The 22095-nt window shown below is 48.6% G+C and carries 21 protein-coding genes; 17 read left to right on the top strand and 4 right to left on the bottom strand.

The features are described 5' to 3' along the window. Nucleotides 1–15 precede the first annotated feature (15 nt). The 5 genes from BUB18_RS25745 (at nt 16) to BUB18_RS25725 (ending at nt 2961) form a co-directional block, all read left to right on the top strand. Nucleotides 16–1041 (top strand): NAD(P)-dependent alcohol dehydrogenase, encoded by a 1026-nt coding sequence (locus tag BUB18_RS25745; protein ID WP_073086680.1) that lies wholly within the window; start codon nt 16–18, stop codon nt 1039–1041. Nucleotides 1042–1182: 141 nt separating this feature from the next. Continuing rightward, nucleotides 1183–1506: an ArsR/SmtB family transcription factor gene (locus BUB18_RS25740; RefSeq protein WP_073086678.1), complete on the top strand. Its 324-nt coding sequence runs from the start codon at nt 1183–1185 to the stop codon at nt 1504–1506. A 6-nt stretch (nt 1507–1512) separates the two neighbouring features. After that, nucleotides 1513–1980 (top strand): SRPBCC domain-containing protein, encoded by a 468-nt coding sequence (locus tag BUB18_RS25735; protein WP_073086676.1) that lies wholly within the window; start codon nt 1513–1515, stop codon nt 1978–1980. A gap of 6 nt (nt 1981–1986) precedes the next feature. Then, nucleotides 1987–2370, top strand: a complete 384-nt coding sequence (locus BUB18_RS25730) for a DoxX family protein (RefSeq protein ID WP_073086674.1) — start codon at nt 1987–1989, stop codon at nt 2368–2370. Between the two features lie 12 nt (nt 2371–2382). Beyond that, complete coding sequence (locus BUB18_RS25725; protein WP_073086672.1) at nt 2383–2961, top strand: YdeI/OmpD-associated family protein; 579 nt, start codon at nt 2383–2385, stop codon at nt 2959–2961. A 326-nt stretch (nt 2962–3287) separates the two neighbouring features. Here the strand turns inward: BUB18_RS25725 and BUB18_RS25720 are convergent, their stop codons facing one another. Then, the gene (locus tag BUB18_RS25720) at nt 3288–4130 is read right to left on the bottom strand and encodes an AraC family transcriptional regulator (RefSeq protein WP_245805738.1); all 843 of its coding nucleotides are present in this window, start codon (nt 4128–4130) and stop codon (nt 3288–3290) included. Between the two features lie 161 nt (nt 4131–4291). Here BUB18_RS25720 and BUB18_RS25715 point away from each other — a divergent pair, with 161 nt between their 5' ends. The 9 genes from BUB18_RS25715 to BUB18_RS25675 all read left to right on the top strand — a co-directional run bounded on the left by BUB18_RS25715 (nt 4292) and on the right by BUB18_RS25675 (nt 15912). Continuing rightward, nucleotides 4292–5281 carry an aldo/keto reductase gene (locus BUB18_RS25715; RefSeq protein ID WP_073086668.1) on the top strand — a complete coding sequence of 330 codons (990 nt, stop codon included), beginning with the start codon at nt 4292–4294 and terminating at the stop codon, nt 5279–5281. A gap of 140 nt (nt 5282–5421) precedes the next feature. Then, a complete protein-coding gene (locus BUB18_RS25710) occupies nt 5422–5970 on the top strand; it encodes an RNA polymerase sigma factor (RefSeq protein WP_073086666.1) in 549 nt (182 codons plus the stop codon). A 42-nt stretch (nt 5971–6012) separates the two neighbouring features. After that, nucleotides 6013–7026: a FecR family protein gene (locus BUB18_RS25705; RefSeq protein ID WP_073086665.1), complete on the top strand. Its 1014-nt coding sequence runs from the start codon at nt 6013–6015 to the stop codon at nt 7024–7026. Between the two features lie 12 nt (nt 7027–7038). Then, entirely contained in the window at nt 7039–10563 is a 3525-nt protein-coding gene (locus tag BUB18_RS25700) for a SusC/RagA family TonB-linked outer membrane protein (RefSeq protein ID WP_073086660.1), read from the top strand. 11 nt (nt 10564–10574) lie between these two features. Next, nucleotides 10575–11963 carry a RagB/SusD family nutrient uptake outer membrane protein gene (locus tag BUB18_RS25695; RefSeq protein WP_073086657.1) on the top strand — a complete coding sequence of 463 codons (1389 nt, stop codon included), beginning with the start codon at nt 10575–10577 and terminating at the stop codon, nt 11961–11963. 180 nt (nt 11964–12143) lie between these two features. Further along, nucleotides 12144–13196 (top strand): TlpA disulfide reductase family protein, encoded by a 1053-nt coding sequence (locus BUB18_RS25690; protein WP_073086655.1) that lies wholly within the window; start codon nt 12144–12146, stop codon nt 13194–13196. A 5-nt stretch (nt 13197–13201) separates the two neighbouring features. Then, complete coding sequence (locus BUB18_RS25685) at nt 13202–14464, top strand: amidohydrolase family protein (protein ID WP_073086653.1); 1263 nt, start codon at nt 13202–13204, stop codon at nt 14462–14464. 11 nt (nt 14465–14475) lie between these two features. Then, nucleotides 14476–15054, top strand: coding sequence for a hypothetical protein (locus tag BUB18_RS25680; RefSeq protein WP_073086651.1), 579 nt, complete (start codon nt 14476–14478; stop codon nt 15052–15054). A 324-nt stretch (nt 15055–15378) separates the two neighbouring features. Next, nucleotides 15379–15912: a GNAT family N-acetyltransferase gene (locus BUB18_RS25675; RefSeq protein WP_083550792.1), complete on the top strand. Its 534-nt coding sequence runs from the start codon at nt 15379–15381 to the stop codon at nt 15910–15912. A gap of 121 nt (nt 15913–16033) precedes the next feature. Here the strand turns inward: BUB18_RS25675 and BUB18_RS25670 are convergent, their stop codons facing one another. Further along, nucleotides 16034–16588 carry an Ig-like domain-containing protein gene (locus tag BUB18_RS25670; protein ID WP_073086647.1) on the bottom strand — a complete coding sequence of 185 codons (555 nt, stop codon included), beginning with the start codon at nt 16586–16588 and terminating at the stop codon, nt 16034–16036. A gap of 141 nt (nt 16589–16729) precedes the next feature. On the opposite strand from BUB18_RS25670, the gene BUB18_RS25665 reads away from it, so the two are divergent. Together BUB18_RS25665 and BUB18_RS25660 are read left to right on the top strand one after the other, a co-directional pair. Then, nucleotides 16730–17860: an RtcB family protein gene (locus BUB18_RS25665; protein ID WP_073086645.1), complete on the top strand. Its 1131-nt coding sequence runs from the start codon at nt 16730–16732 to the stop codon at nt 17858–17860. 349 nt (nt 17861–18209) lie between these two features. Continuing rightward, the gene (locus BUB18_RS25660; protein ID WP_245805737.1) at nt 18210–19673 is read left to right on the top strand and encodes a right-handed parallel beta-helix repeat-containing protein; all 1464 of its coding nucleotides are present in this window, start codon (nt 18210–18212) and stop codon (nt 19671–19673) included. A 79-nt stretch (nt 19674–19752) separates the two neighbouring features. On the opposite strand, the gene BUB18_RS25655 is transcribed toward BUB18_RS25660, so the two are convergent. Next, complete coding sequence (locus BUB18_RS25655) at nt 19753–20250, bottom strand: methylated-DNA--[protein]-cysteine S-methyltransferase (RefSeq protein WP_073086643.1); 498 nt, start codon at nt 20248–20250, stop codon at nt 19753–19755. A 131-nt stretch (nt 20251–20381) separates the two neighbouring features. On the opposite strand from BUB18_RS25655, the gene BUB18_RS25650 reads away from it, so the two are divergent. Beyond that, a complete protein-coding gene (locus tag BUB18_RS25650; protein WP_073086641.1) occupies nt 20382–20819 on the top strand; it encodes a hotdog fold thioesterase in 438 nt (145 codons plus the stop codon). Here the strand turns inward: BUB18_RS25650 and BUB18_RS25645 are convergent. Beyond that, the gene (locus tag BUB18_RS25645; protein ID WP_083550790.1) at nt 20816–21919 is read right to left on the bottom strand and encodes an acyltransferase family protein; all 1104 of its coding nucleotides are present in this window, start codon (nt 21917–21919) and stop codon (nt 20816–20818) included. The genes BUB18_RS25650 and BUB18_RS25645 overlap by 4 nt on opposite strands. Between the last annotated feature and the right edge of the window lie 176 nt (nt 21920–22095).

Here is a 22095-nt window from a genome sequence, read left to right as displayed (position 1 = left end):
ATTAAAACCATTCATATGAAAGCAGTAAGATTCTTCGGACATAAAGATGTTCGCGTCGTGAATGACATGGAAAAGCCTTCCCCAACGGGTGATGAAGTATTGCTGAAAATTGGTGCAGCAGGCGTGTGTCACTCGGATTTACACATCATCGATGAAGGTACCGTGGCCGGCGCCATCTTTACATTAGGTCATGAAAATGCTGGCTGGGTAGAAGAGGTTGGCCCCAGTGTAAAAGGCTTCAAAAAAGGCGATGCTGTGCTGGTATACGGTCCATGGGGTTGCGGTCATTGCAAGCCCTGTCAGCATTCCGCTGAAAACTATTGCGATCACCAGTCGGAACTGCCCTTTGGTGGCGGTCTCGGTTTAAATGGCGGCATGGCGGATTATATGCTGGTGCCATCCTCACGACTGCTGGTACCTATCTACGACCTGGACCCGATCATTGCGGCGCCGCTCACAGATGCTGCACTTACACCTTACTCCGCCATCAAACGCTCCCTGCATAAACTCATGCCGGATGAGTTTGTGGTGGTCATTGGTATCGGCGGCCTCGGCCACGTAGCCGTGCAGATCCTGCGCGCTACCACCGGCGCCACCATCATCGCGTGCGATGTAACCCAGGACCGCCTTGATTTCGCAAAAGAACTGGGCGCCGCCTACGGCATTAACTCCAAAGATGCCGATGCGGCAGAACAAATCAAAAAAATCACCGGGATCAAAAAAGCGAAAGTAGTGCTTGACTTCGTAGGTGCTACCTCCACCATTGAGCTGGGCGCTAAAACTGTTTCACTGGATGGTGACCTTACCATTGTAGGCCTCGGCGGTGGCAATTTCCAGTACAATATGATGGAACTGCCATTTGGGGTAAGCATGACCAATCCCTACTGGGGCAGCCGGACAGAGCTGATGGAGGTAATAGGATTGGCCCGGCAGCAAAAGATTCACATCAACATAGAAAAATATAAGCTGGATCAGGCCCTGGAAGTCTATGATAAGCTGAGGAATGGTAAAATAAAAGGTAGAGCTGTATTGATCCCATAAGGTAAAAAGTATTCTTTTTTTATTTCGGGAGAGATGAATTGCCGGCAGCAGTTCGTCTCTCCCGAATTTTTATAAAAAAATCAAAAATAAATTTGTGTAGTTAAATGACTACATGTATATTTGTAGTCAAATAGCTACATAATGAATTTACGAAGAGATGTATTTCAGGCAATAGCTGACCCTACCAGAAGGGCCATATTAGTACTGGTGGCCGCCCACGCCATGACGGCAGGCGCCATTGCCGCTAATTTCGACACAGCGAGGCCTACGGTATCCAAGCACCTGGCCATACTCACGGAATGCGAATTGTTACGACAGGAACAGAACGGCAGAGAAATTTACTATCATTTAAATCCTAACAAAATGAAAGAGATAGCCGACTTCATTGAACCGTTCCGCCAGCACTGGGACGATAAGTTCAACAAACTCGAAGACATCATGCGTCAATACAAAACCAAAAAATAAAATCCCATGGAAAGGAAAACCCAGGTACAAGCACCAGAAAATAAGCAGGAATTAACGATCACCCGCGAATTTGATCTGCCGGTAGAACTGCTCTTCAGAGCATACGCCGAACCGGATATCATTGAACAGTGGATGGGTACGAAAGTGCTCGCCTTCGACGGTAAGAAATTTGGTAACTGGCAATATGCTACGTCCGATAAGGAAGGTAAAGTAGTATTCAGCGCCAACGGTACGTTTCATGAATTTGTAACAGACCGGAAAATCACCAGGACCTTCGAAATGGAAAACACCGGCTTCGGCATACAGCTCGAGTTCCTGCAGTTCGAACCGCTCACAGAAGATACCAGCAAGCTCACCGTGCACATTATCTATGGCTCTCCTGCGGAGCGTGATCAGTTCCTGAAAATAGGCATGGACAAAGGCATGAACATGGCGCATAACCGTTTACAACAAGTTGCAGAAAAACTAAAATAATACCACATGTCCAAAAGAGATAAAATCATTTACTGGATTGCCACCGCCTGGCTTTCCTTAGGTATGGTATCCACCGGTATAGTACAAATCATGCACCAGCCCAAAGATGTGGAAATGCTGGCAGCCATTGGCTATCCGGCCTACCTGCTCACCCTCATCGGCATCTGGAAAATACTGGGCGTAATCGCTATCTTAGTACCCCGGTTTCCATTGGTAAAAGAATGGGCCTACGCAGGATTTTTCTTCTGCATGTCCGGTGCCATATATTCGCATATGGTAGCAGGCCAGGGTTTCAGTGATATCTGGCCGCCGCTGCTACTGCTTGTACTGACTGTAATATCGTGGTACTTCCGCCCGGCAAACCGCAAACTGACCACTGTTAACGCATAAACGTATTTGACTATGAATCCTAAAGTAGATGCCTTCATCGACAGAGCCGATAAATGGCAGAAAGAATTTGAAACACTCAGAAGTATTATGCTGGATTGCCCGCTGGAAGAAGAGCTAAAGTGGGGTCAGCCCTGCTACGCCTACAACGGAAAAAATGTTGTATTAATACACGGTTTTAAAGACTACTGCGCCATCCTCTTTCATAAGGGCAGCCTGATGGCTGATCCGGAAGGCATCCTGATTCAGCAGACAGAAAACGTACAGGCAGCCCGGCAGATACGCTTTACATCTCTGAAAGAAATAGTAAAGCTAAAAGCAGTGATAAAAGCCTACATATACGAAGCTATTGAAATAGAAAAAGCAGGACTGGAAGTGAAGTTCAAAAAAGTAAAGGAATACCCCGTGCCTGAAGAATTCCAGCAAAAACTCGATACCACACCCGGACTTAAAAAGGCCTTTGAAGCGCTGACCCCCGGCCGCCAGCGTGGTTACCTGCTCTACTTCGCCGCCGCCAAACAGGCTAAAACACGCGAACAGAGAGTGGAAAAATACCTGGATGCCATCCTCGAAGGCAAAGGTCTGGATGACTAGGATGGTTTCTATGTGATCTTTTTTGCACGCAAAGCAGCATAAGCAGGTAAGCAGCTAAGGGATTGTGTTTTGTTGTTAAATTCATTTTGTTGTCTACCTTCGGTGGACAACAAAATGAATTGGGAGAGCCCAAAGGTCTCTCCCAATTCAAACAAACTTATTCAAACAAACTTATTGGAGCAAACTGCAGGTCTTAGCTGCTTACCTGCTTATGCTGCTTTGCGTGAAGCAAGATCGCGGTAAGGGCGCCGAAGGCGCCTAAAGCCCAATAAATCTTTGCGAGCTTAAAATCCTCATGCTGCTTTGCGTGAAAAAAAGTCAATGCGCTACACCATCCGGTTTTGCAGCCGGTATTTATTAGGCGTCATCCCCGTTACTTTCCTGAATACTTTCGAAAAATGAGGCAGATTATCAAATCCTACTTCCGCCGCAATCTCCGTATAGCCGGCATCGGTAGTGGCAATTAAATATTGCGCCCGCTCGATTCTCTTTTCGTGCATATAGTGCAATGGCCGCAGACCGGTAAACTGCAGAAACTGCCGGGAAAAATAATCCTGGTTATGATTGACCCGCGACGCCAGAAAGGCTACCGTCAAAGGTTCCCGCAGATGCATTTGAATATAGCTGATCGTATCCATGATCTTGGAAGGAATTACCTGCCCTCCATCCGGCGACTGCTCCTGCTGATCCATAAACCTGGAAAGTAACTGCAGCAGTATGCCCTGCGTTTCCAGGTACACCGCATCACTTTGCAGGTTGTTCAGCTCCTGGTATTCCCGGTAAAACGCATGCTTTTCGTATACCCGTGGATTGTCGGATCGATTGATCCCCCTGTTGGGGTTGATTTGCAGGAGTCGCTTAATATTGGCAATATCCCCCGCCGTAGCTGCCTTTTTCATCAGCATGCGCTTGTTGTAAAACAGTGATAACCCATCCGGCGCTTCCTCAAAAAACTGTACAAAATATTGACTCAGATAGTTGTTGCAATGCAGGTTGCACAGGGTGAAGCTGGGTATCAGATACAGGTTCCCCGGGCTCAGCTTAATCCGCGCCCCAGGGTCAGAAATAGTGCCTTCCCCATCATCAATATAATACAAGCGGTAATAAGGACTGATCACATGCTTATAATTCCACCTGGTATCCAGGTGCACATGGTCTACGTGGAGCAATGAAAAAGAATGTTTTAACTGGCGCTTTCCCATAATCTTAAAAGTACAGCATTAGGTCGGATTTGTATAAAATAAAGTCTTAATTGTAATTGCTGCCGGCTACAGGCAATACTATTTTTGGCGCGTTATCTATTCCAGTTCAACGCAAATTAACTATAATCATGCATCTTTCAAAAGTCGTTTTTGGTACCAGCGGTCTGGGTAACCTGTACCAGGCGCCTACACAGGAGGAGAAGAATGCCATAGTAGGGGAATGCCTGGCGCACATGGACAAACCTGCGGTATTTGATTCGGCCGGTAAATATGGCGCGGGCCTGGCCCTGGAAGCCCTGGGAGCTGCACTCCGCCATTGGCAGGTGCCGCCGGAGCAGGTGCTGATCAGCAATAAGCTGGGCTGGTATCGCATCCCACTACGCGGGGCCGAGCCTACATTTGAGCCGGGTGTATGGAAAAATATTCAGCATGATGCCGAACAGCGGATCAGCTATGAAGGTATCCTGCAATGCTTTGAACAAGGGAATCAACTGCTGGGTAACTACCCGGCACAACTTGTATCCGTACACGATCCGGACGAATACCTGGCTACTGCCGGCACACCTAAAGAGCGCGAAAAAAAGCTGCAAGATATCAGGGACGCCTATCGGGCCCTGCACGACCTGAAAGCAGCCGGCAAAGTAAAGGCCATAGGAGTGGGCGCCAAAAACTGGAAAATCATCCGTGAAATAACAGGCATTATACCACTGGACTGGGTGATGATCGCTAATAGTCTCACCCTGCATGCGCATCCACAGGAGCTGGCTGATTATATCCAATCCCTGCAGGCGCGTGGAGTGGCGGTGATCAACTCGGCCGTATTTAATGGTGGCTTCCTCACCGGCGGGGACTATTATAATTACAAACTCGTAGATGGCAGTGATCCGGCCCATCATGAGTTGCTACGCTGGCGCACTGCGTTTTTTGCTGCCTGCACCATGCATCAGGTGGATCCCGCGCATGCCTGCGTGCAGTTCGGGCTCAACGTGCCGGGTGTAACTGCGGTGGCTATGAGCACCAGCAAGGCCGCTAAAGTTAAAGGCAATATGGATATGGTGAAAAATAACATCTCCCCGGATTTTTGGGAGTACCTGAAAAGCAAACAATTGATCAGGTAAAGTGAGGCGCATGCAACATTTTTTATCTTATAGCATACACGAAAAAATGCTATAAGCACTCCTGATAATTATCGTGTTTCGGAAAATAAAAAAGAAATATCTTTGGTTATCCAACCAAAGAAAAATTTTCCCACATTTATATGATGCAGGAGGACGCAAGTATCTGGAGAAGCTTTTGTGAGGGGGATGAGGGCTCGTTCCGCGATTTATACAGCAAATATTACTCCTACCTTTTTGTATGGGGCTGCAAATGGCTCGATGGGGAAAGTGCGTTCGTTAAGGATTGTTTACATGATTTTTTTATATATCTCTGGGAGAAGAAAGGGAATCTTTCGAGAGAAGTGCACGTACCCCGCTACCTGCTTACCTCTTTCAAACGCAGGGTGATAGAGCAATGGGGTAAGGAAAGGCGACTCACCAACATTGCAGACCTCATTGATGTATCAGAAGAGGCAGACAGGGAAGTGGAAATGTTTGATGCCCGTTATGCCCTGATACAATCCGCCCTTCAGTCGCTCACACCTTCCCAGCGGGAAGTAATAGAGTTGCGCTTCATTCATCATATGTCCCTCCAGGAAATTGCAACCCTCAAAAATGCCAGTCTCAGAACTGTTTATAACCTTACCCACAGGGCGATTGCACAGCTTCGTGCCACCGTCGGCAAAAAAAATATTTTTTTTCTGTGGTAAATTCGAATCAATTATCTCTCTGTTAAATTAAAAGGTGCCACCATGGATGAACTGACCGTAGACGGGTTGTTGCAACAACCCTCGTTTATTAACTATTGTACGCGTGCAAATGAACCCGACGTTCATTTCTGGGAACAATGGTTGCGGCAACATCCTGAGCACACGGCTACCTTCCGTGAGGCGGAAGAAATGGTAAAGTCAATGGGCTGGCTGCTGATAGCAGAATATGAAAAAGCAGGCGCCATGGCCCGTATGGACGCTTACCTGCAAAAGCCGGCAAAGAAAAAGCCGGTGATGAAACCGGTGTACTGGTGGGCAGCAGTAGCTGCGGCAGTAGCGGGACTAATGGTTGGACAACGCTATCTGCAACAGGCGAAACAGCATGCACCGGCACCCGCGCCATTACTGGCCCAACAGCTGCATTACGCAGCCGGCGGCAAGGAACGCAGCAGCTTTATGTTGCCCGATAGTACCTATGTGCTGCTGGAAAAAAACAGTAGCCTGGATATAGACAGGGACTATAATGCGGCCAACAGACACGTGAAACTCAACGGTACCGGCTATTTCCGGATCAGAGGAAAAGCCAGCCTGCCATTTGATGTGGAAGGCGGCGGATACCTGGTGACCGCACTGGGCACCGCGTTTAAGATGACCGCCCGCTCCGGTGGAGTGCATGTGATGCTGGAACAGGGAAAAGTAAAAGTGGAACAGGGAACAGGTAATCAAAAGAAATTGCTGGTATACCTGCAACCCATGCAAAGCTTCGCCTCCGAGGCAGCGGATGCCAGCGGAACACAGCAGGTGTTCGAACCAAAAGCACTGGCAGCCTGGAAAATACAGGAAATTATTTTTGAAAATACACCGCTGCAGGAAGTGGTGTTCCAGCTGGAATCCTGCTATAACGTGAAGATTAATGTGGAGGGTATGGATATAAACAAAGAAACATTCTCAGGAAAATTCAGGAATGACTCCTTACAGTCTGTACTGGATGTCCTTTGCTTTGCCGTGAACAAACAATATGAATTTACAGATGAAACCAACGTGCTAATCAAGTAATCAACCAAATTTATGCAGCTTAACACCTATCGGTTATCTGGAAGGATAACGAAATGGACGTTCCATGTCATCCCGGTACTTATTTTATTATGCGCCCTGCTGGTGCACCAACCTGTTGCAGCACAGGAGAAAAGAACAGTGAACATTAATAATATGCAGGCGGAGAAAGCATTCCATCAGCTTAGCTCCATCTACAAAGTAAGGTTTTTTTATAGTGGATCAACGATCAACACCAGTCAGGTTATCTCTATACCAACAGGGAAAATGTCGCTCGAAGAAATCCTGCAATACCTCGCCGATCATTACCAGTTCTCCTTCAAAAGGAATAACAATATGATCAGCGTAACAGCCAGAAAAACAGTTACGCCACTGCAACCCGGCACTGAAAAAGTAATCCAGGGCAGGGTAGGGCTCTTCGAAGGCAATGACGTCATCTATGTGCCCGGGGTTACCATCCGCGAAGCAGGCCACCAGTCCGTTGCCGTAACCGACGACAGGGGTAACTTCTCCATTAAACTCCATACCGAACCCGGTACCCTGCTAATCTCTTACCTGGGTTATGAAACCACGGAAGTGGAAACTGGCAGCCACTCGCAGGTAAATGTTACGCTGAAACAAGCCTTGCAATCCATCCGGGAAGTAGTGGTATCCACCGGCTACCAAACCATGGCTAAAAAGAATACCACCGGCGCCTACACCAGCATCACGGAAAAAGAAATTGAACGCCGCAGTAGTCAGTCGCTAAACGGTGTGCTCGAAGGAGCTATACCAGGCCTTACCCTGTCACCTACCTATACAGGTATCGCCTCCAACCGTACGCCAGGCGCTACCTCTATTCAAATCCGCGGTGGTAGCTCCCTGCAGTCAGACCGTACTTCGCCACTCATCATCGTAGACGGATTCCAGGTAAATCAGCTGCCGCAGAATATGAACGACGTGGCCAGCATAGATGTGCTCAAAGATGCCGCCGCTGCCGCTATCTGGGGCGCCGCCGCCTCTAACGGTGTAATCGTTATCACTACCAAAAGAGGGAAAGAAGGGCACCTGCGGGTAAACTACACTGCTAACACCTACTTTACCCAACGTCCGGACTTTTCTAAACTTGGCCGCGCCAGCTCAGCTGACATGGTGGATTATGATAAGGAATTGTATGATAAAGGATTTATCATGCCACAGATATATACCAATACTAAATCCGGCTATAGCCCCTCCTACGATTTGTTGCTGAAGCTGGATGCCGGTACCATTACCGCAGCTGAATACAGCCGCCAGGCAGATTCGCTTGGCCGCATGTCCAATAAAGATCAGGTCAACGACCTCCTCCTGCAAACAGGCGTGCGCAGTAACCACTACCTCTCCCTCGCAGGAGGCGGTAAAGGTTACCGCTTCCTCGTATCAGGCTCCTACGATTATGATAAGGGAACCATGATCGGCAGCAAGTCCGATAATACGCAACTTAATACCCGCAGCGATTTCGACCTGAGCAAAAACTTCCAGGTAAGTGCGGATATCAACGCGGCATTTACAAATAACTATCAGAGTGCCGTATCCACCTACGATATCGTGGAGCTGCCCTCGTACCAGTTGCTCACCGGCACTACAGGTAACTACCTGTACGACTATACGGACTTTAACCACGCTTCTAATGATGACCTGATAAAAAAAGGTTATTACAACTTCGGTCGTAACCTGCTCGAAGATGCACGACTGGCAAATAATAATGCCAAAACTATGGCCCTGCGCACAAAAGTGAGTGCCAACTGGAAAATCGCAAAAGGACTCTCCCTCAACGGTACCTTTTTGTACGACCGCTCAAAAACCAGTAACAAAAATGAGCGCGACTCCAACTCAACATATGTACGCAACACATTGAACCAATACGCCACACTGGTAAATAACACTGCCAACTTCAATCTGCCTAAAGGAGATATCCTGGATCAGTCAGAATATACCTACAGCAACTGGGCCGTGAGAACGCAACTGAACTACACAAACACTTTTAAAGGCAAACACTTTATTAATATCCTGGCAGGTATTGAATTGAAGAAGTTCATTACAGAAGGCGCTACAGCACGCCATTATGGGTACAATGACCAGCTGTTGTCGTGGCAAACGGTAGATCAAAAAACACTGGCCAAAGGAGGCCTGCGCTGGTGGGATAATTCCAGTGTTCCAATTTTTGATGCGACCAGTTACGATGTATTTTCGTTCAGAGATGACCGTCATGCTTCCTACTACGGAACCGCTGCCTATACCTATAATGAAAAATATACTTTCACGGGTAGCTACCGAATTGATCAGTCCAATCTTTTCGGTACCGATCCTAAATACCGTAGCAATCCACTGTGGTCCATTGGTGGCGCCTGGGATATCGCCAAAGAAGATTTCATAAATATCCCGGCGGTATCTATGCTGAAGCTGAGAGCCACCGTAGGACTTACCGGCAACTTCGACAAAACTACGACGCCGCTGCTCACCGCTACACAACGTTACCAGGTAAACCTCAACGATTTTGCATTAAGAGTATCCAACTATAATCCTAAACTGCGCTGGGAGCGTACCCGTACCTTCAACGTGGGTATGGACCTGGGTCTGCTGCGCAACCGCTTCCAGGTTACTGTGGATGCATACAATAAATTCGGTTACGACCTGTTTGGTACACAACTCCTGGATCCTACCGTAGGCTTTACCAGCATGAAGGTAAATGCCGCTAAAATGCGCAATACGGGAGTAGAGCTGGCACTGAGAGGAAATATTATTGAGACGGGCGATTTTCGTTGGGAAAGCCGCCTCAACTTCGGCTATAATAAAAACAAAATCCTGGCAAACAGAATGTCAGAGAGTAACCCCACTATTAACAGGGTAAGCGGCTCTTCGCCATACGTAGAAGGTTATAGTCGCGAAAGTATCTGGAGCTACAAATGGGCCGGGCTCGATGGCAGCGGTAACCCGTTGGTATATGGCGACAAAGGTGAGAAAGTGAAAGTGCCGGTACTCTCCTCGCTCGAATACAGCGGCGTGTATCGCGCGCCATACGTAGGCGGATTCACCAATATCTTCTATTACCACGACCTTTTCCTCAGCATGTTTGCTACATACAATTTTGGAAATGTAATGAGAAGGGAAATGCCAACGATGAACGGTTACGCAGGCGCGTCCAACCTTAACTACCAGATTGCCGACAGATGGAGACAGCCGGGCGATGAACTGAAAACAGATATTCCGTCCATTACGCAGTCCTCCTCAGCGGCCGACTTCTATGATGGCCGCGACCGTGCGGCTATCTATTCTTCCAACAGCATTATGCCGGGTGATTATATAAGGCTTAGAGAAGTGCAGCTGGGCTATTCCCTGCCTTCCAGGCTGATAAAAAACACTGTGTTCAGAGGCGTGCAGGTAATTGCGCAGATGAACAACGTGGCGCTTTGGACGAAAAACAAATACGGTCTGGACCCGGATGCAGTGGACCCGCTAACAGGTGGATATAGTTTGCCACTGCCGAGAATTACTACTTTAACCGTTCGTGTTGACTTGTAAAAAAACTGATGATGAAAAAAATATTGCTATATACAATCGCAGGTTTTACCTTACTCACTGCCGGTTGCAGCAAGTTCACCGAAGTGACGCCAAAAAACATGGTGCTGCCGCAAACCGTGGCCGACTACGAAAAATTCCTGAATGATGTGCTGCTGGCCGACGCACCTTTCGGCTATAATGAGCTGATGAACGATGATGTTGCCTACACCGATGAAAGTATAACCGCACAGGGGGATCAGCGTACCGCTAAGTCCTACCTGTGGCTGGACGAAGTGTTCAAGGCTTCGGAAGATGATGCGGAATGGAATAAATCATACGCCAATATCTATGTATGTAACCTCGTGCTGGATCGCCTGCCGCAGGCCAGTGATGCTGCCTCCAGTCCGGATCAGCAACGCCTGATTGCAGAAGCAAAAATTCAGCGCGCCTATTATTATTTCCAACTGGCAATGCAGTTTGGAAACGATTACCAGGCAGCCTCCGCCGCCACTGATCTGGCAGTGCCACTATTGCTGAAGCCTGACCTCGAAGCCATGCTCCCAAGGGCTACGGTAAAGGATGTATATGCGCAGGTAGTGAAAGATCTGCAGGAAGCGATTGCTGAATCTACCTTACCTGATTTTGGCAGAAACTATGTGCACCCCGGAAAGGCTGCTGCCTATGCACTACTGGCCCGTGTAATGTTTTACATGGGAGATTATGAGGCTGCCGCTAAAAATGCGACTACTGCATTAGGGTATAAAAACACCCTGCTCGACTTCAATAAAATGAGTTTTACCAATCCAGCCAAACCCTGGAGTGGCGTTACCGGCAAGCCTGCTGTGGACCAGTGGCCGGAAAATATATTCACCAAAACAAATAGCCAGAATGGTATCATCGTGGGCTTCATGATCAGCCAGGACCTGCTGAATGTATTGGGTGAAAAAGATTTGCGCTACGTATATACTTTCACGCGCATCACTTCAACGGGTGCTGCTTCCACTAATCCACTGCCGGATTACTTTGCGAAAATGCTGAACAGCAGCATCACAGTTCCGGAAATGATGCTGATCAACGCAGAATACCTGGCGCGCAGTGGTAAAGCCACAGATGCCATGGATATATTGAACACTATTCGTAAAAACCGCTTTAAACCGGCAGATTATACCCCGCTCACCGCAGCTACCAAAGAAGAAGCGCTGCAAAAGGTGCTGCAGGAGCGCCGCCGGGAACTCATGTTCCATGGCCTTCGCTGGTTTGATTTAAGGCGACTCAACCGGGAGAGTACTTTCCGTAAAGACCTGCAACGTACTTATAAAGGTAACGTATATACGCTGCCGGCACAGAGTAACAAATACCTGTTCCAGATTAGTCCAAAAATTATTCAGATCAACGGGAATATTGTACAGAATCCAAGATAAACCCGGTGAAAATGGGCTGGGAGGCAGGTGTATGCCTGCCTCCGGCCCTGCTTAAAATATGTGTATGTTATGTTGTCAATGGCAAAACTTATCAAACAAAACATAATCCTTTGCTGCTTACATGCTTTGCTGCTTTGCGACAAAAAAGTCCGCCAGGGCCGAAGGCCCTCTGTCAGATGGATGACTCTTTTAGTATGCCTGGGCATCGCCACGGTACAGGCCTCGTACGCACAATCATTGCAAATTGCATCCAAAGCTCACCCGGATGGTACTAAAGTAACCATCTACCGGGAATGGCCGCAAAGGATGTTGGTGGATACCCTGCGGCTGACCGGTGGTAAAGCCACGCTGCAACTGCGCGACTCCCTCCCAATGGTATACAGTGTAAGCATACGAACCCCTTACCATCATGCTATCGTTTTTTCCAACGAAGGGGATATGAGCATTACGATTCCTGAAAACGGAACGGCGGTGGTTAAAGGCGGGAAATACCAGCAACAGCTGAGCGCTTTCGAACAATCGCTGGAAGCAGATCAGAAAGCCTGGAACGAATGGGGCAATACTTATGGTAAGGCTACTGACCTGGAACTGAAACTGAAAGCCAATCAAGAAAGTAATAAATATGCCGCCAAAGTAATGCAGGCAAGACTCAACTTTGCGCTGAAACATCGTCAGGACATTGCCGGCGCCTGGAGCGCTTACAACCAGGCTAACCTCTGGCAACCCGCGGAGTTGAATCAGCTGGTAGCGGCCTACAAAACAAGTCCCTTATCACCGGTTACTTATAACAGGCTCCTGCAACTGCAACAGCAACACGAAGCCAATATCATGACGGGCAGAAAAGCACCTGAATTCAGTTTGCAGAATATGGACGGAAAGGTGGTGACCCTGCAATCGCTGCTCCAACAAAATAAATACGTGCTGGTGGACTACTGGGCATCCTGGTGTACGCCTTGTCGCGCTGCCAACCGAAAACTCGCACCCATATACGAAAAGTTGAAAAGCAAAGGCATTGCGCTGGTTTCTGTTTCGGTAGATACCAATGAGGAGCTATGGAAAAAGGCAGTGGCATCGGATAACATCCCCTGGCTGCAGCTCCGTGCTGATAAGGCAATGGACAGCGAAGCCGTAAAAGCCTACAGGGTGAAAACCTTGCCGGCTACTTTCCTGATCGATCAAACGGGGACGATTATACGTCAGCAGGTAACCGAACAACAACTGCTTCAACTATAAGGCTCATGACCATACTACGAAACACAGGTTTATTCCTGACGCTTACCGTTGCCACACTCACCGCACAGGCCCAACTGGTATTGCAGCATGCCACCATCATTACCGGCGACGCTGCTGCAAAGCCGCGGGTAGGTACTGTTTATATCGAAAAAGATAAAATTACCAGGATCATTTATGGCAAGGCAGCCAAAATACCCGCCGGATATAAGGTGATTGATTGTACCGGCAAATACGTTGCACCCGGCCTTATAGATGCACACGTGCACCTGGCTACCGGCAATCTTTCCAACCTGGAGCTGGCCAATAAAAAAACGGACAGCGTGTTGCAGAATATGCTGCACCATGGTATTACTACCGTTCGCGATATGGCTGGTGATGCGCCTTTCCTGGCAGCATGCCGGCAAAGGATTGCTGCGCAGGAGGTAACGGGGCCGGATATATTTTACGCCGCGCAATTTGCGGGTCCGCACTATTGGGAATTAATTCGTCGTGGTAGCCGCAACAGTGCTGATCAGGGCACCAGGCCCTGGTTTGCTACCATTGCTGATACTACAAATATGGCAGCGGCTATAACAGCTGCCAGGAATTGTGGTGCTACCGGCATCAAAATTTATCACGACCTCAGCAAACAGCTGGTGGCTGCTATTACCACAGCAGCGCATCGCCAGGGTTTGCTGGCATGGGCACATGCAGCGGTATTTCCTGCCAAACCAATGGATGCCGCCAGGGCAGGGGTGAATAGCATGTCGCATGCCGCAGATATGGCATTTGAACAATTACCGGGTGATATGATTGAATCAGGTAAGGCATGGGCTGCCATCTATAAAAATTTCACCCTGGATACAAGCCGGCAGCTGCAATTGCTGAAAGAAATGAAAGCCCGTAACATCTTCCTGGACGCAACAGTGTTCCATGCCACGAGTAATAAACTGACTTATGCGCAAACCGTTACGCGACTGGCTTATCAAACAGGGGTAAACATCGTGGCAGGTACAGACTGGATTTATCCGGAGCAAGGCGGTACTATGCCGCTGCAGGAAGAGTTGCAACTGCTGCAAAATAAATGCGGCATGCCGGCAGCGGCGGTGATACAGGCTGCCACCTGGAATGCAGCCAGGGTAACCGGCCTTATGGATCGTGGACTGGTGAAGCCAGGCATGCTGGCCAATCTCATTGTGCTGCAACATAACCCTTACGATAACCTGAGCGAACTTTTCCTGCCTGAACTTGTAGTTAAGAGCGGTGTATTACACGAGATCAAACCATAAATAGTTCAATCATGAAAAAAGTACTCATTGGCATAGGAATGCTGTCCGCTGTTTTGGTAGCCTGCCAACCGAACGTCGGTGCGGAAAAAGCAGATAGTACCACTGATACGATTGCAGGCACGGAAAATGTAGTTCCTGCGGTAACAGACACATTGCAGCCGGTGGCTGAAAAAGTAACTGCCGTGCTGCAAAAACTGTATGCCGATGACCTGTCGAAACAGCTGATCGATAGCAATAGCCGCCGGTTTAACATCGCCGTGGCCGACCTGAACAACGATGGTTCCAACGAGATTTTTGTAAAACTTAACGGTGGCTATTTCTGCGGTTCCGGTGGTTGCACGGTGCTGCTGCTCAATGATCAGGGCACGGTGATTACCAAATTCACGGTAACGGATACACCGGTGAGTGTGAGTGCTAATCTTACCAATGGCTGGAAAGACCTCCTGCTCCCAAGTAATGGGAAAATTCACGTGGTGAAGTATAACGGTAAGGCCTATCCGTCGAACCCAAGTATGCAGCCGGCAGCCGGTAAAGAGGTGACCACGGCAGTGCCCCTGCTGGATAACCCTGCCATGAGTTACAATTTTTAGTTTCCGTACATAAAGCCTGATCACCTGGTAGCCTGCTATCAGGTGATTTTTTTATGGAGATGAGATGGCCGCCGTCGCAGCGGTTTTACCTGTTTTTTTAGGCCACGCAAAAGTTAGCTCCCCTCAAAAAAATTTGTCAGGACCTGAAACAATCTCTCAAAAATTTCTATTTTTGCGGGATCAAAATCAAGTTTTTGCATACCACCCAACTACACAGGCAATACTCAATGCCTGGAATACTATAACGGCTTACTCCGCTAATCCGTTTGCACCGCTTTCTCTGTGGTGCTGATATTCTTTTGTCTTTTTTATTACAAATAATTCATGATGTTTTTCCTTGAAACGGAACGGCTAAAGCTGATTCCATTAACCCACGATTTATTGCAGCTATGCAACCAAAACCGGCCTGAAATGGAAGCAAGGCTTGGTTTAACCACCAATGTTATGAAAATCAGCCAGGAGTATGTCACCGAAATTCAGTATGCCATGGCGCATTTCTGGTTACCACAAACGGCCGCTCATCCTGATAATTATTTCTGGTATACCAACTGGGAAATTGTGCTCACATCCTGTAATATGGCCATTGGCGGTATTGGCTTTGCCGGGGCGCCGGATGATAAGGGTTTTGCAGAGATAGGATTTATGCTGGATGAACACTTTCACGGCCAGGGTTATGCTGCCGAGGCTTTACGGGCGATGATCAACTGGGCCTTTGGCCATGAAGCGGTGAGGCACGTGGTAGCCAGGACTTATGAAGATAATGCGCCCTGTCGCAGGCTATTGCTGGGCGCAGGATTTATGCCCGTAGCTGCGGACGGCCGGTTGCTGACCTATAGGAAATGCCGTCCGGTTATGTAACGTGATGGGGGTGTATCAAAAGTTTGATACGCCCTCATTTTATTCGGGTTCCTGATGGAGTCAGGCAGCTATTTAAGTAATGCTCAAAACGTTGGTTTACTTTTGATACACCCTCTTTTACTCAGAAGAATATACGATCCCTGGCGCATATCCAATCAGGCGCATTAGCTGGCCGTATACAGGTTTCCATCGAGTAATGCGGAATATCCGCATACTTGCTGAAATCGCCGGGGTCGTGCTCAAAAAAATGCTGGTACTGCGGTACACCATCTCCATCCTTCACCGGAACAGTGGCATCATCCTGTTTACATTTAGGACAGATGGCGCGCCCGCTGTTACCCATGCTGATCCTGAGTGGATATCGGATATTTAGCAGGCTGGTATCGGGTGCTTTCTTCATATTTACGGTGGCCACGTATCGTTTGGCCAACCCTAAGCCCGTATAAAAAATATCTGTTTCTGCCGCCGGCTTATCAAGTGTAATAAAAAAATGCCCGCTGCTGTCAACCAACCCTTTGCCAATTACACTACCATTTGATTCAGCGGTGATCTCCAGATAGTAATCAGGAAACGGGCTGACCGCTGCTCTCTTCACATAAAACTGTCCTGAAATATACCGCTTGTCGACCTCAGACAGCAACAGCCACGGGATAAATAATAATAGCTTGTACATCATAGTAAAGGAATAATTGATTTAAATATACAAATTTCCACTACCTTTGCACCTCCGACCAAGTCGGCTGCTGACATCTCTGACAGGAGCAGGTGTTCCCCAAACGCTCCTACAAACTAATCTTTATTATCATAATTAAGGAATATGCAAACTATTGCATTCTATTGCGATGCCAACAGCATCGAAGCAAATGCCTTGCATCAGTTACAGGAATATGCCCGGCGGCCATATATTAATACGATCTGCGCATTCACTGATATACACTATTGCACGGAAAAGGCCCTGCCGGTAGGCGTGGCTTTTCATACTAACGATTACGTCTACCCGCTGATTACCGGAAAGGATATTGGCTGCGGTGTTATGTATTTGAAAATCAATAAGGCACACTGGTTAAAGCCTTTTGATAAAACCACGCATTACAAAGCATTCTGCCTGGCACACACGCAGATGACAGATGATGGCCTCGGTGGCGGTAATCACTTCCTCTCCATTGAGGAGGATGCAGATAATGTTTATATCATCTGCCATACCGGTACCCGCAACCGCGGCATCGCACTCTACCAGCAATGCCTGGAGCTCACCCGGAAATATGCGCTGGAAAGCGGCAGCCAGGGCGACTACCTCCATCGCGATTTCCTCACCCCGGCATTTATCCGGTATTATGAGGATACGCTGGCTTTTGGTTATCAGCGCAGAAAAAATTTCTGCCTGAAATCCATGATCTTCCTGCAGATGGCTGGTTACCTGCGCTGCGATAAAAACAGCATCGACCGCCAGTACCTGCAGCTGGATTATAGCCAGGCAGCCGCAACAGGGCAGTTGTACAACACACCGTACACCCTGGAAGATTCGATACATAACCACCTGCGCTTCACGGCTGATGGTATCATGCATCGCAAAGGCAGCACGGAAATCAGCCCGGGCAAAACAGTGGTCATTCCGCTGTCTATGTCCCGCGGCAGCCTGCTCGTGCTAATCCGCGATGAGTACAGTGCCGCCCAGGCCCTGAACTCCTGCGCTCACGGCGCCGGTAGAAAGTTGTCGCGCTACAACGCCATGAAACACTGGAAAACAGTGCTGAAAGAAAAACAGCGGCGTGCGTACAAACAGCAGTTCTCCGAGTTGCTGGATAAGTCAGGCAACTTCCCGCAGGGTTATGTCCAGGAATTTGATTTTGCTTATAAAGATGCCAGTGACATCCTGCAACATCAGCCATACCTGCGTCTCGTAACCCACACCACACCGGTGGTAACGGTCAAGTACACGGAGATTTAAGTGGGCTATCAACACGATCCCGAACCGCCGGTTCGGGATCGTGTTGATTTTATTATCTGGCCGAAGGCCAGATAATAAAATCAACCTGCTTGCATTTCCAGATAATTCTCCGTAATTTTTCTTCATAATCACGTTATGACCAAAATCTGTTAGTTATACTTTTTTAGGGCACTCATCTCACTACTCATCATGCAATCTATTTCCCTGTAAGCCGGGATAGTATTCCGCTGCAATTCGCGCTGATAAAGGCGAATAGCTAATGGCATGCCCGGCCGTCAGGTTATGCAAACGTCCTGAAGAGTAAACCGAAAATCTTTAAGAGTAGGTAATAACCGTTTAAATTTCACGTATGTCTAATTCTCCCAGAAGTGGATTCCGCCTCTTTATGGTGTCTGTATTGTTAACTTCGTATAGCCTGTCGGGTTGCCAGAAAGACCTTCCGAATACTGACAGTTCCGCCGGCGCACATACCGAAGCGGTGACCCTGGCACCTGCGCTGCATTACTACTTTGTTGCGCCCAATGGTAACGACGCTAACGCAGGTACTGAAGCGGCCCCCTTCCTCACCATCCAGCGCGCGCAAACAGCCGCAGTAGCAGGCGATATCGTCTATATCCGCGGCGGCAGCTACACGATGAGCGAATCGCAGATCGCTGAAAACGGTACCCTCTACGCCAGCGTTACCAAACTTAATAAAAGTGGTACGGCGGCTGCACGTATTCAGTACCTGGCTTATCCCGGCGAAATACCCGTTTTCAATTATGCCAATGTTAAACCTGCCGGCAAACGTATCACCGCGTTTCTGGTAACAGGCTCCTACATCACCATCAAAGGCATTGAAGTGGTTGGAGTGCAGGTCACCATTACCACGCATACTCAAAGTGAATGCTTCCGCAATGAAGGTAGCAACAACATCTACGAAGCCCTGAAAATGCACGATGGTATGGGCATCGGCTTTTACCTCACCAAAGGTGGTAACAACCTCGTACTCAACTGCGATGCTTACCGCAACTGGGACAGTGTTTCAGAAACTGGTAAAGGCGAAAATACGGACGGATTCGGCGCACACCCATATAAACAAGGCGTAGGCTACACCGGCAACGTATTCCGCGGCTGCCGCGCATGGTTCAACAGCGACGATGGCTTCGACCTCATCAACGCCTACGAAGTAGTGACCATCGAAAACTGCTGGGCATTCTATAATGGCTACAGCACCAGCTTTGCGAGTCTCGCTAACGGAAACGGTATTAAAGCAGGCGGCTTCGGTGTTACGGATGCAAGTGCCGTTCCGCCGGTAGTGCCACGCCACATCGTTCGTTTCTGCATGGCCGTAGGGAACAAGTCAGCAGGCTTCTATGCCAATCACCATCCGGGCGGACTCACCTTCGAGAACAATACCGCGTATAAAAATGCCGTGAACTATAATATGTTGAACCGCAGCGCTGATTTTTCGGCAGATGTACCCGGATGGGGCCACTATCTCTATAATAACCTGGGATATGCTGCTACCAGCAGCGAAGTAAGTAATCTCAATGTAAGTGCATCCACGGCTAGTAATAACTATTTCCAGATTGCAGGCATTACGGTTAACGCGTCCGACTTCAGCGCTACCACCGAAAGCATGATGTCGCAGGGCCGTCATTCTGATTTCACCTTGCCTACTAATACCTTCCTGCGCCTGGTAACAGGCAGTGACCTGATTGATAAAGGTGTAAACCGTGGTTATACTTACACCGGTGCCAGTCCTGACCTGGGCTGCTTCGAGGTAGGGATTAACAAAAGCCCGATCGTATCCGGTCCGGTGGCTCCTTAAGGAAAAAATAAAAATACGACATCGCAGTATGGGGAATTTTTCCGGGACGTTTAGAGCTTCCTTCGTACTGCGATGCTGTTTAAAATAAAGTGCTGGTGGTAATCGCACCTTCCATTTTCAACAATCTTTCCTTCACGGCTATACCGCCGGCAAAGCCGGTCAGGCTGCCGGAGGAGCCAATCACCCGGTGACAGGGGGCTACAATTGAAATGGGATTTTTACCGTTGGCTGCACCCACCGCACGCACGGCTTTAGGGTTGCCCAGGAGATTGGCCAGCTGCGCATAACTCACGGTTTGGCCATAGGGAATCCGTAATAACGCTTCCCACACCTGCCGCTGAAAAGTGGTGCCTTCAAAATGTAAGGGAAGGTCAAATACGCGGCGCCTGCCGGCAAAATATTCTTCCAGCTGCCGCGTGGTTTCATCCAGTACCGGATGTGCGCTTTGCGCTCCATTTACGGGCAGTTTCACCCTGCTGCCATCTTCATCTTCCCATAAAATAGCACGCAGGCCTTTGTCTGTAGCAATTAGCTGCAGTTCGCCCACCGGCGTATTTATTTTCCTGTGGTAGTACATGGGAGCAATTTACAATATTCAGTGGCAACGGAAGAACTTAGCCTGCCGCGCGAAGCGCGGCACCCCTCCCCAATGACACCGAAGGTGTCATTGGAATCCGCTATATTTACCCGCATACAACAAAAGATAGAATGATTACCGACACCATCTGGTACAAACCTGTATCCATCGCCACTTTAAACGAAGAAAATGCAGGCACGCTCAATGCGCACCTGGGAATGGAGTTTACTGAAATAGGTCCCGACTTCCTCACCGCTTCCATGCCGGTGGACTACCGCACTGTACAGAAGTACGGCATCCTGCATGGTGGCGCTTCCATGGCGCTGGCAGAAACCGTGGGCAGCATTGCCGGTACACTCGTCATTGATCCGGATTTGTTTGTCTGTTTTGGTATGGAGATCAATGCCAACCACGTCAGAAGTGCCCGTAGCGGCCGCGTATATGCCACCGCACGCGCTTTGCACCTGGGTGGCCGTACACAAGTTTGGGATATCCGGATAGTGGATGAATCCGGACAGCTGATATGCATTTGCCGGCATACAGTAGCCGTGGTGGCTAAAAATCGCTAATACTTTATTACTTTCTTTAATATTTTTTTAGAGAGATATTGTCGCACCGGCACATCAAACCAGCGCATAGCCATGTAAGCAACTGCTATCAGTATCAGCACACCGGAAACGATCACCATGGTGAGTTCTGTTGTTCCAGGCTTATAGGTGTTGAAGTAATTGGCAAAGATCCAGATGGCCCCATAATGAGTCATGTACAGCGGGTAGGAGATATGGCCTGAAAAATTGCACAGCGGCTTCAGGGCAGGTGCCAGTGTGGCGCCAGCTCCCAACGCAATCAGTAAAGGGAAGTATAACAGTACGATCCCCAGCTCTACCAGCCAGTTGTATTGGAAATAGGGCATCATCAGCGCTGCCAGCAGCAGTACGGTGAGTCCGGGAAAACCCAGCTTGTTAGGGATAATCATCCGGTAGCGATACACCAGTATGCCAGCCGGGAATGAGTACGCAACTCTTGCAAAGCCATGCCAGAAGGTGCCTCCGCTCCAGCCACCTACCACATTACCTGCGGTATATGCCACATAGCTAATGCCGCCGGCAGCCAGCAGGGTGAGCACCACCATTATGCGGCGCGGCAGTCGCCATAACACTAACGCATATACGATATTGGCTACATACTCCCAAAACAGGGACCAGGAAGGCGCATTCAATGAAAACAGGTTGAAATACCTTTCCTCCATCACCGGATAGGGTATAAGGAGGATAGAAGTCAGGAAAATCAGGACAACACTCCCCACGCCATATGCTGCAAATGGAGGTACAATCGGGTCCACCAGGTACAACACCAACGCCATCACAGCTCCCAGCACTACTAAAGGGTGCAGGCGGATTAGCCGCTGCAGGAAAAACCTGCCCGTGCTCATGGTTGCCATCCGGTTGTCGTAAGCATAGGCAATCACAAAGCCCGACAGGCAAAAGAAGAAGTCCACCGCCAGAAAGCCGTGTCCCGCAAAGTTGGTGCTCGGATCGGTGAAAACCACCTCCATAAAGTGAAAGATCACCACCATCACGGCAGCAACACCCCTTAAACCATCCAGAATTTCATAATGCTTTTTTGCCTGCATCGCCTCCGGCTTTGCTACCATTGTTCCTGTTTCCATAATTAACAACTACACTCGATAAAAAGTAAGATCGCAATATAAAACTGTGAAGGCTGATTTGCAAGGGTTTTGGGATGGGTGGATGAAGATGGGATACACATTTATGGCGATTTCATAAGTTTAGGACTCTTTTTAATATGAGATTTCAGATAAAAATTTATCATAGCCTGCTGCTG

It is taken from the genome of Chitinophaga jiangningensis, assembly GCF_900142605.1.
GTDB classification, from domain to species: Bacteria; Bacteroidota; Bacteroidia; order Chitinophagales; family Chitinophagaceae; genus Chitinophaga; species Chitinophaga jiangningensis.
Note: the sequence above shows the minus strand (reverse complement) of the source record. Positions and strands in the feature narration are given on the sequence as shown.

Bases quoted from the DNA above. Each gene is read 5' to 3' on its own strand.
- BUB18_RS25745 (WP_073086680.1), top strand. From the start codon at position 16: ATGAAAGCAGTAAGATTCTTCGGACATAAAGATGTTCGCGTCGTGAAT.
- BUB18_RS25740 (WP_073086678.1), top strand. From the start codon at position 1,183: ATGAATTTACGAAGAGATGTATTTCAGGCAATAGCTGACCCTACCAGA.
- BUB18_RS25735 (WP_073086676.1), top strand. From the start codon at position 1,513: ATGGAAAGGAAAACCCAGGTACAAGCACCAGAAAATAAGCAGGAATTA.
- BUB18_RS25730 (WP_073086674.1), top strand. From the start codon at position 1,987: ATGTCCAAAAGAGATAAAATCATTTACTGGATTGCCACCGCCTGGCTT.
- BUB18_RS25725 (WP_073086672.1), top strand. From the start codon at position 2,383: ATGAATCCTAAAGTAGATGCCTTCATCGACAGAGCCGATAAATGGCAG.
- BUB18_RS25715 (WP_073086668.1), top strand. From the start codon at position 4,292: ATGCATCTTTCAAAAGTCGTTTTTGGTACCAGCGGTCTGGGTAACCTG.
- BUB18_RS25710 (WP_073086666.1), top strand. From the start codon at position 5,422: ATGATGCAGGAGGACGCAAGTATCTGGAGAAGCTTTTGTGAGGGGGAT.
- BUB18_RS25705 (WP_073086665.1), top strand. From the start codon at position 6,013: ATGGATGAACTGACCGTAGACGGGTTGTTGCAACAACCCTCGTTTATT.
- BUB18_RS25700 (WP_073086660.1), top strand. From the start codon at position 7,039: ATGCAGCTTAACACCTATCGGTTATCTGGAAGGATAACGAAATGGACG.
- BUB18_RS25695 (WP_073086657.1), top strand. From the start codon at position 10,575: ATGAAAAAAATATTGCTATATACAATCGCAGGTTTTACCTTACTCACT.
- BUB18_RS25690 (WP_073086655.1), top strand. From the start codon at position 12,144: ATGACTCTTTTAGTATGCCTGGGCATCGCCACGGTACAGGCCTCGTAC.
- BUB18_RS25685 (WP_073086653.1), top strand. From the start codon at position 13,202: ATGACCATACTACGAAACACAGGTTTATTCCTGACGCTTACCGTTGCC.
- BUB18_RS25680 (WP_073086651.1), top strand. From the start codon at position 14,476: ATGAAAAAAGTACTCATTGGCATAGGAATGCTGTCCGCTGTTTTGGTA.
- BUB18_RS25675 (WP_083550792.1), top strand. From the start codon at position 15,379: ATGATGTTTTTCCTTGAAACGGAACGGCTAAAGCTGATTCCATTAACC.
- BUB18_RS25670 (WP_073086647.1), bottom strand. From the start codon at position 16,588: ATGATGTACAAGCTATTATTATTTATCCCGTGGCTGTTGCTGTCTGAG.
- BUB18_RS25665 (WP_073086645.1), top strand. From the start codon at position 16,730: ATGCAAACTATTGCATTCTATTGCGATGCCAACAGCATCGAAGCAAAT.
- BUB18_RS25660 (WP_245805737.1), top strand. From the start codon at position 18,210: ATGTCTAATTCTCCCAGAAGTGGATTCCGCCTCTTTATGGTGTCTGTA.
- BUB18_RS25655 (WP_073086643.1), bottom strand. From the start codon at position 20,250: ATGTACTACCACAGGAAAATAAATACGCCGGTGGGCGAACTGCAGCTA.
- BUB18_RS25650 (WP_073086641.1), top strand. From the start codon at position 20,382: ATGATTACCGACACCATCTGGTACAAACCTGTATCCATCGCCACTTTA.
- BUB18_RS25645 (WP_083550790.1), bottom strand. From the start codon at position 21,919: ATGGAAACAGGAACAATGGTAGCAAAGCCGGAGGCGATGCAGGCAAAA.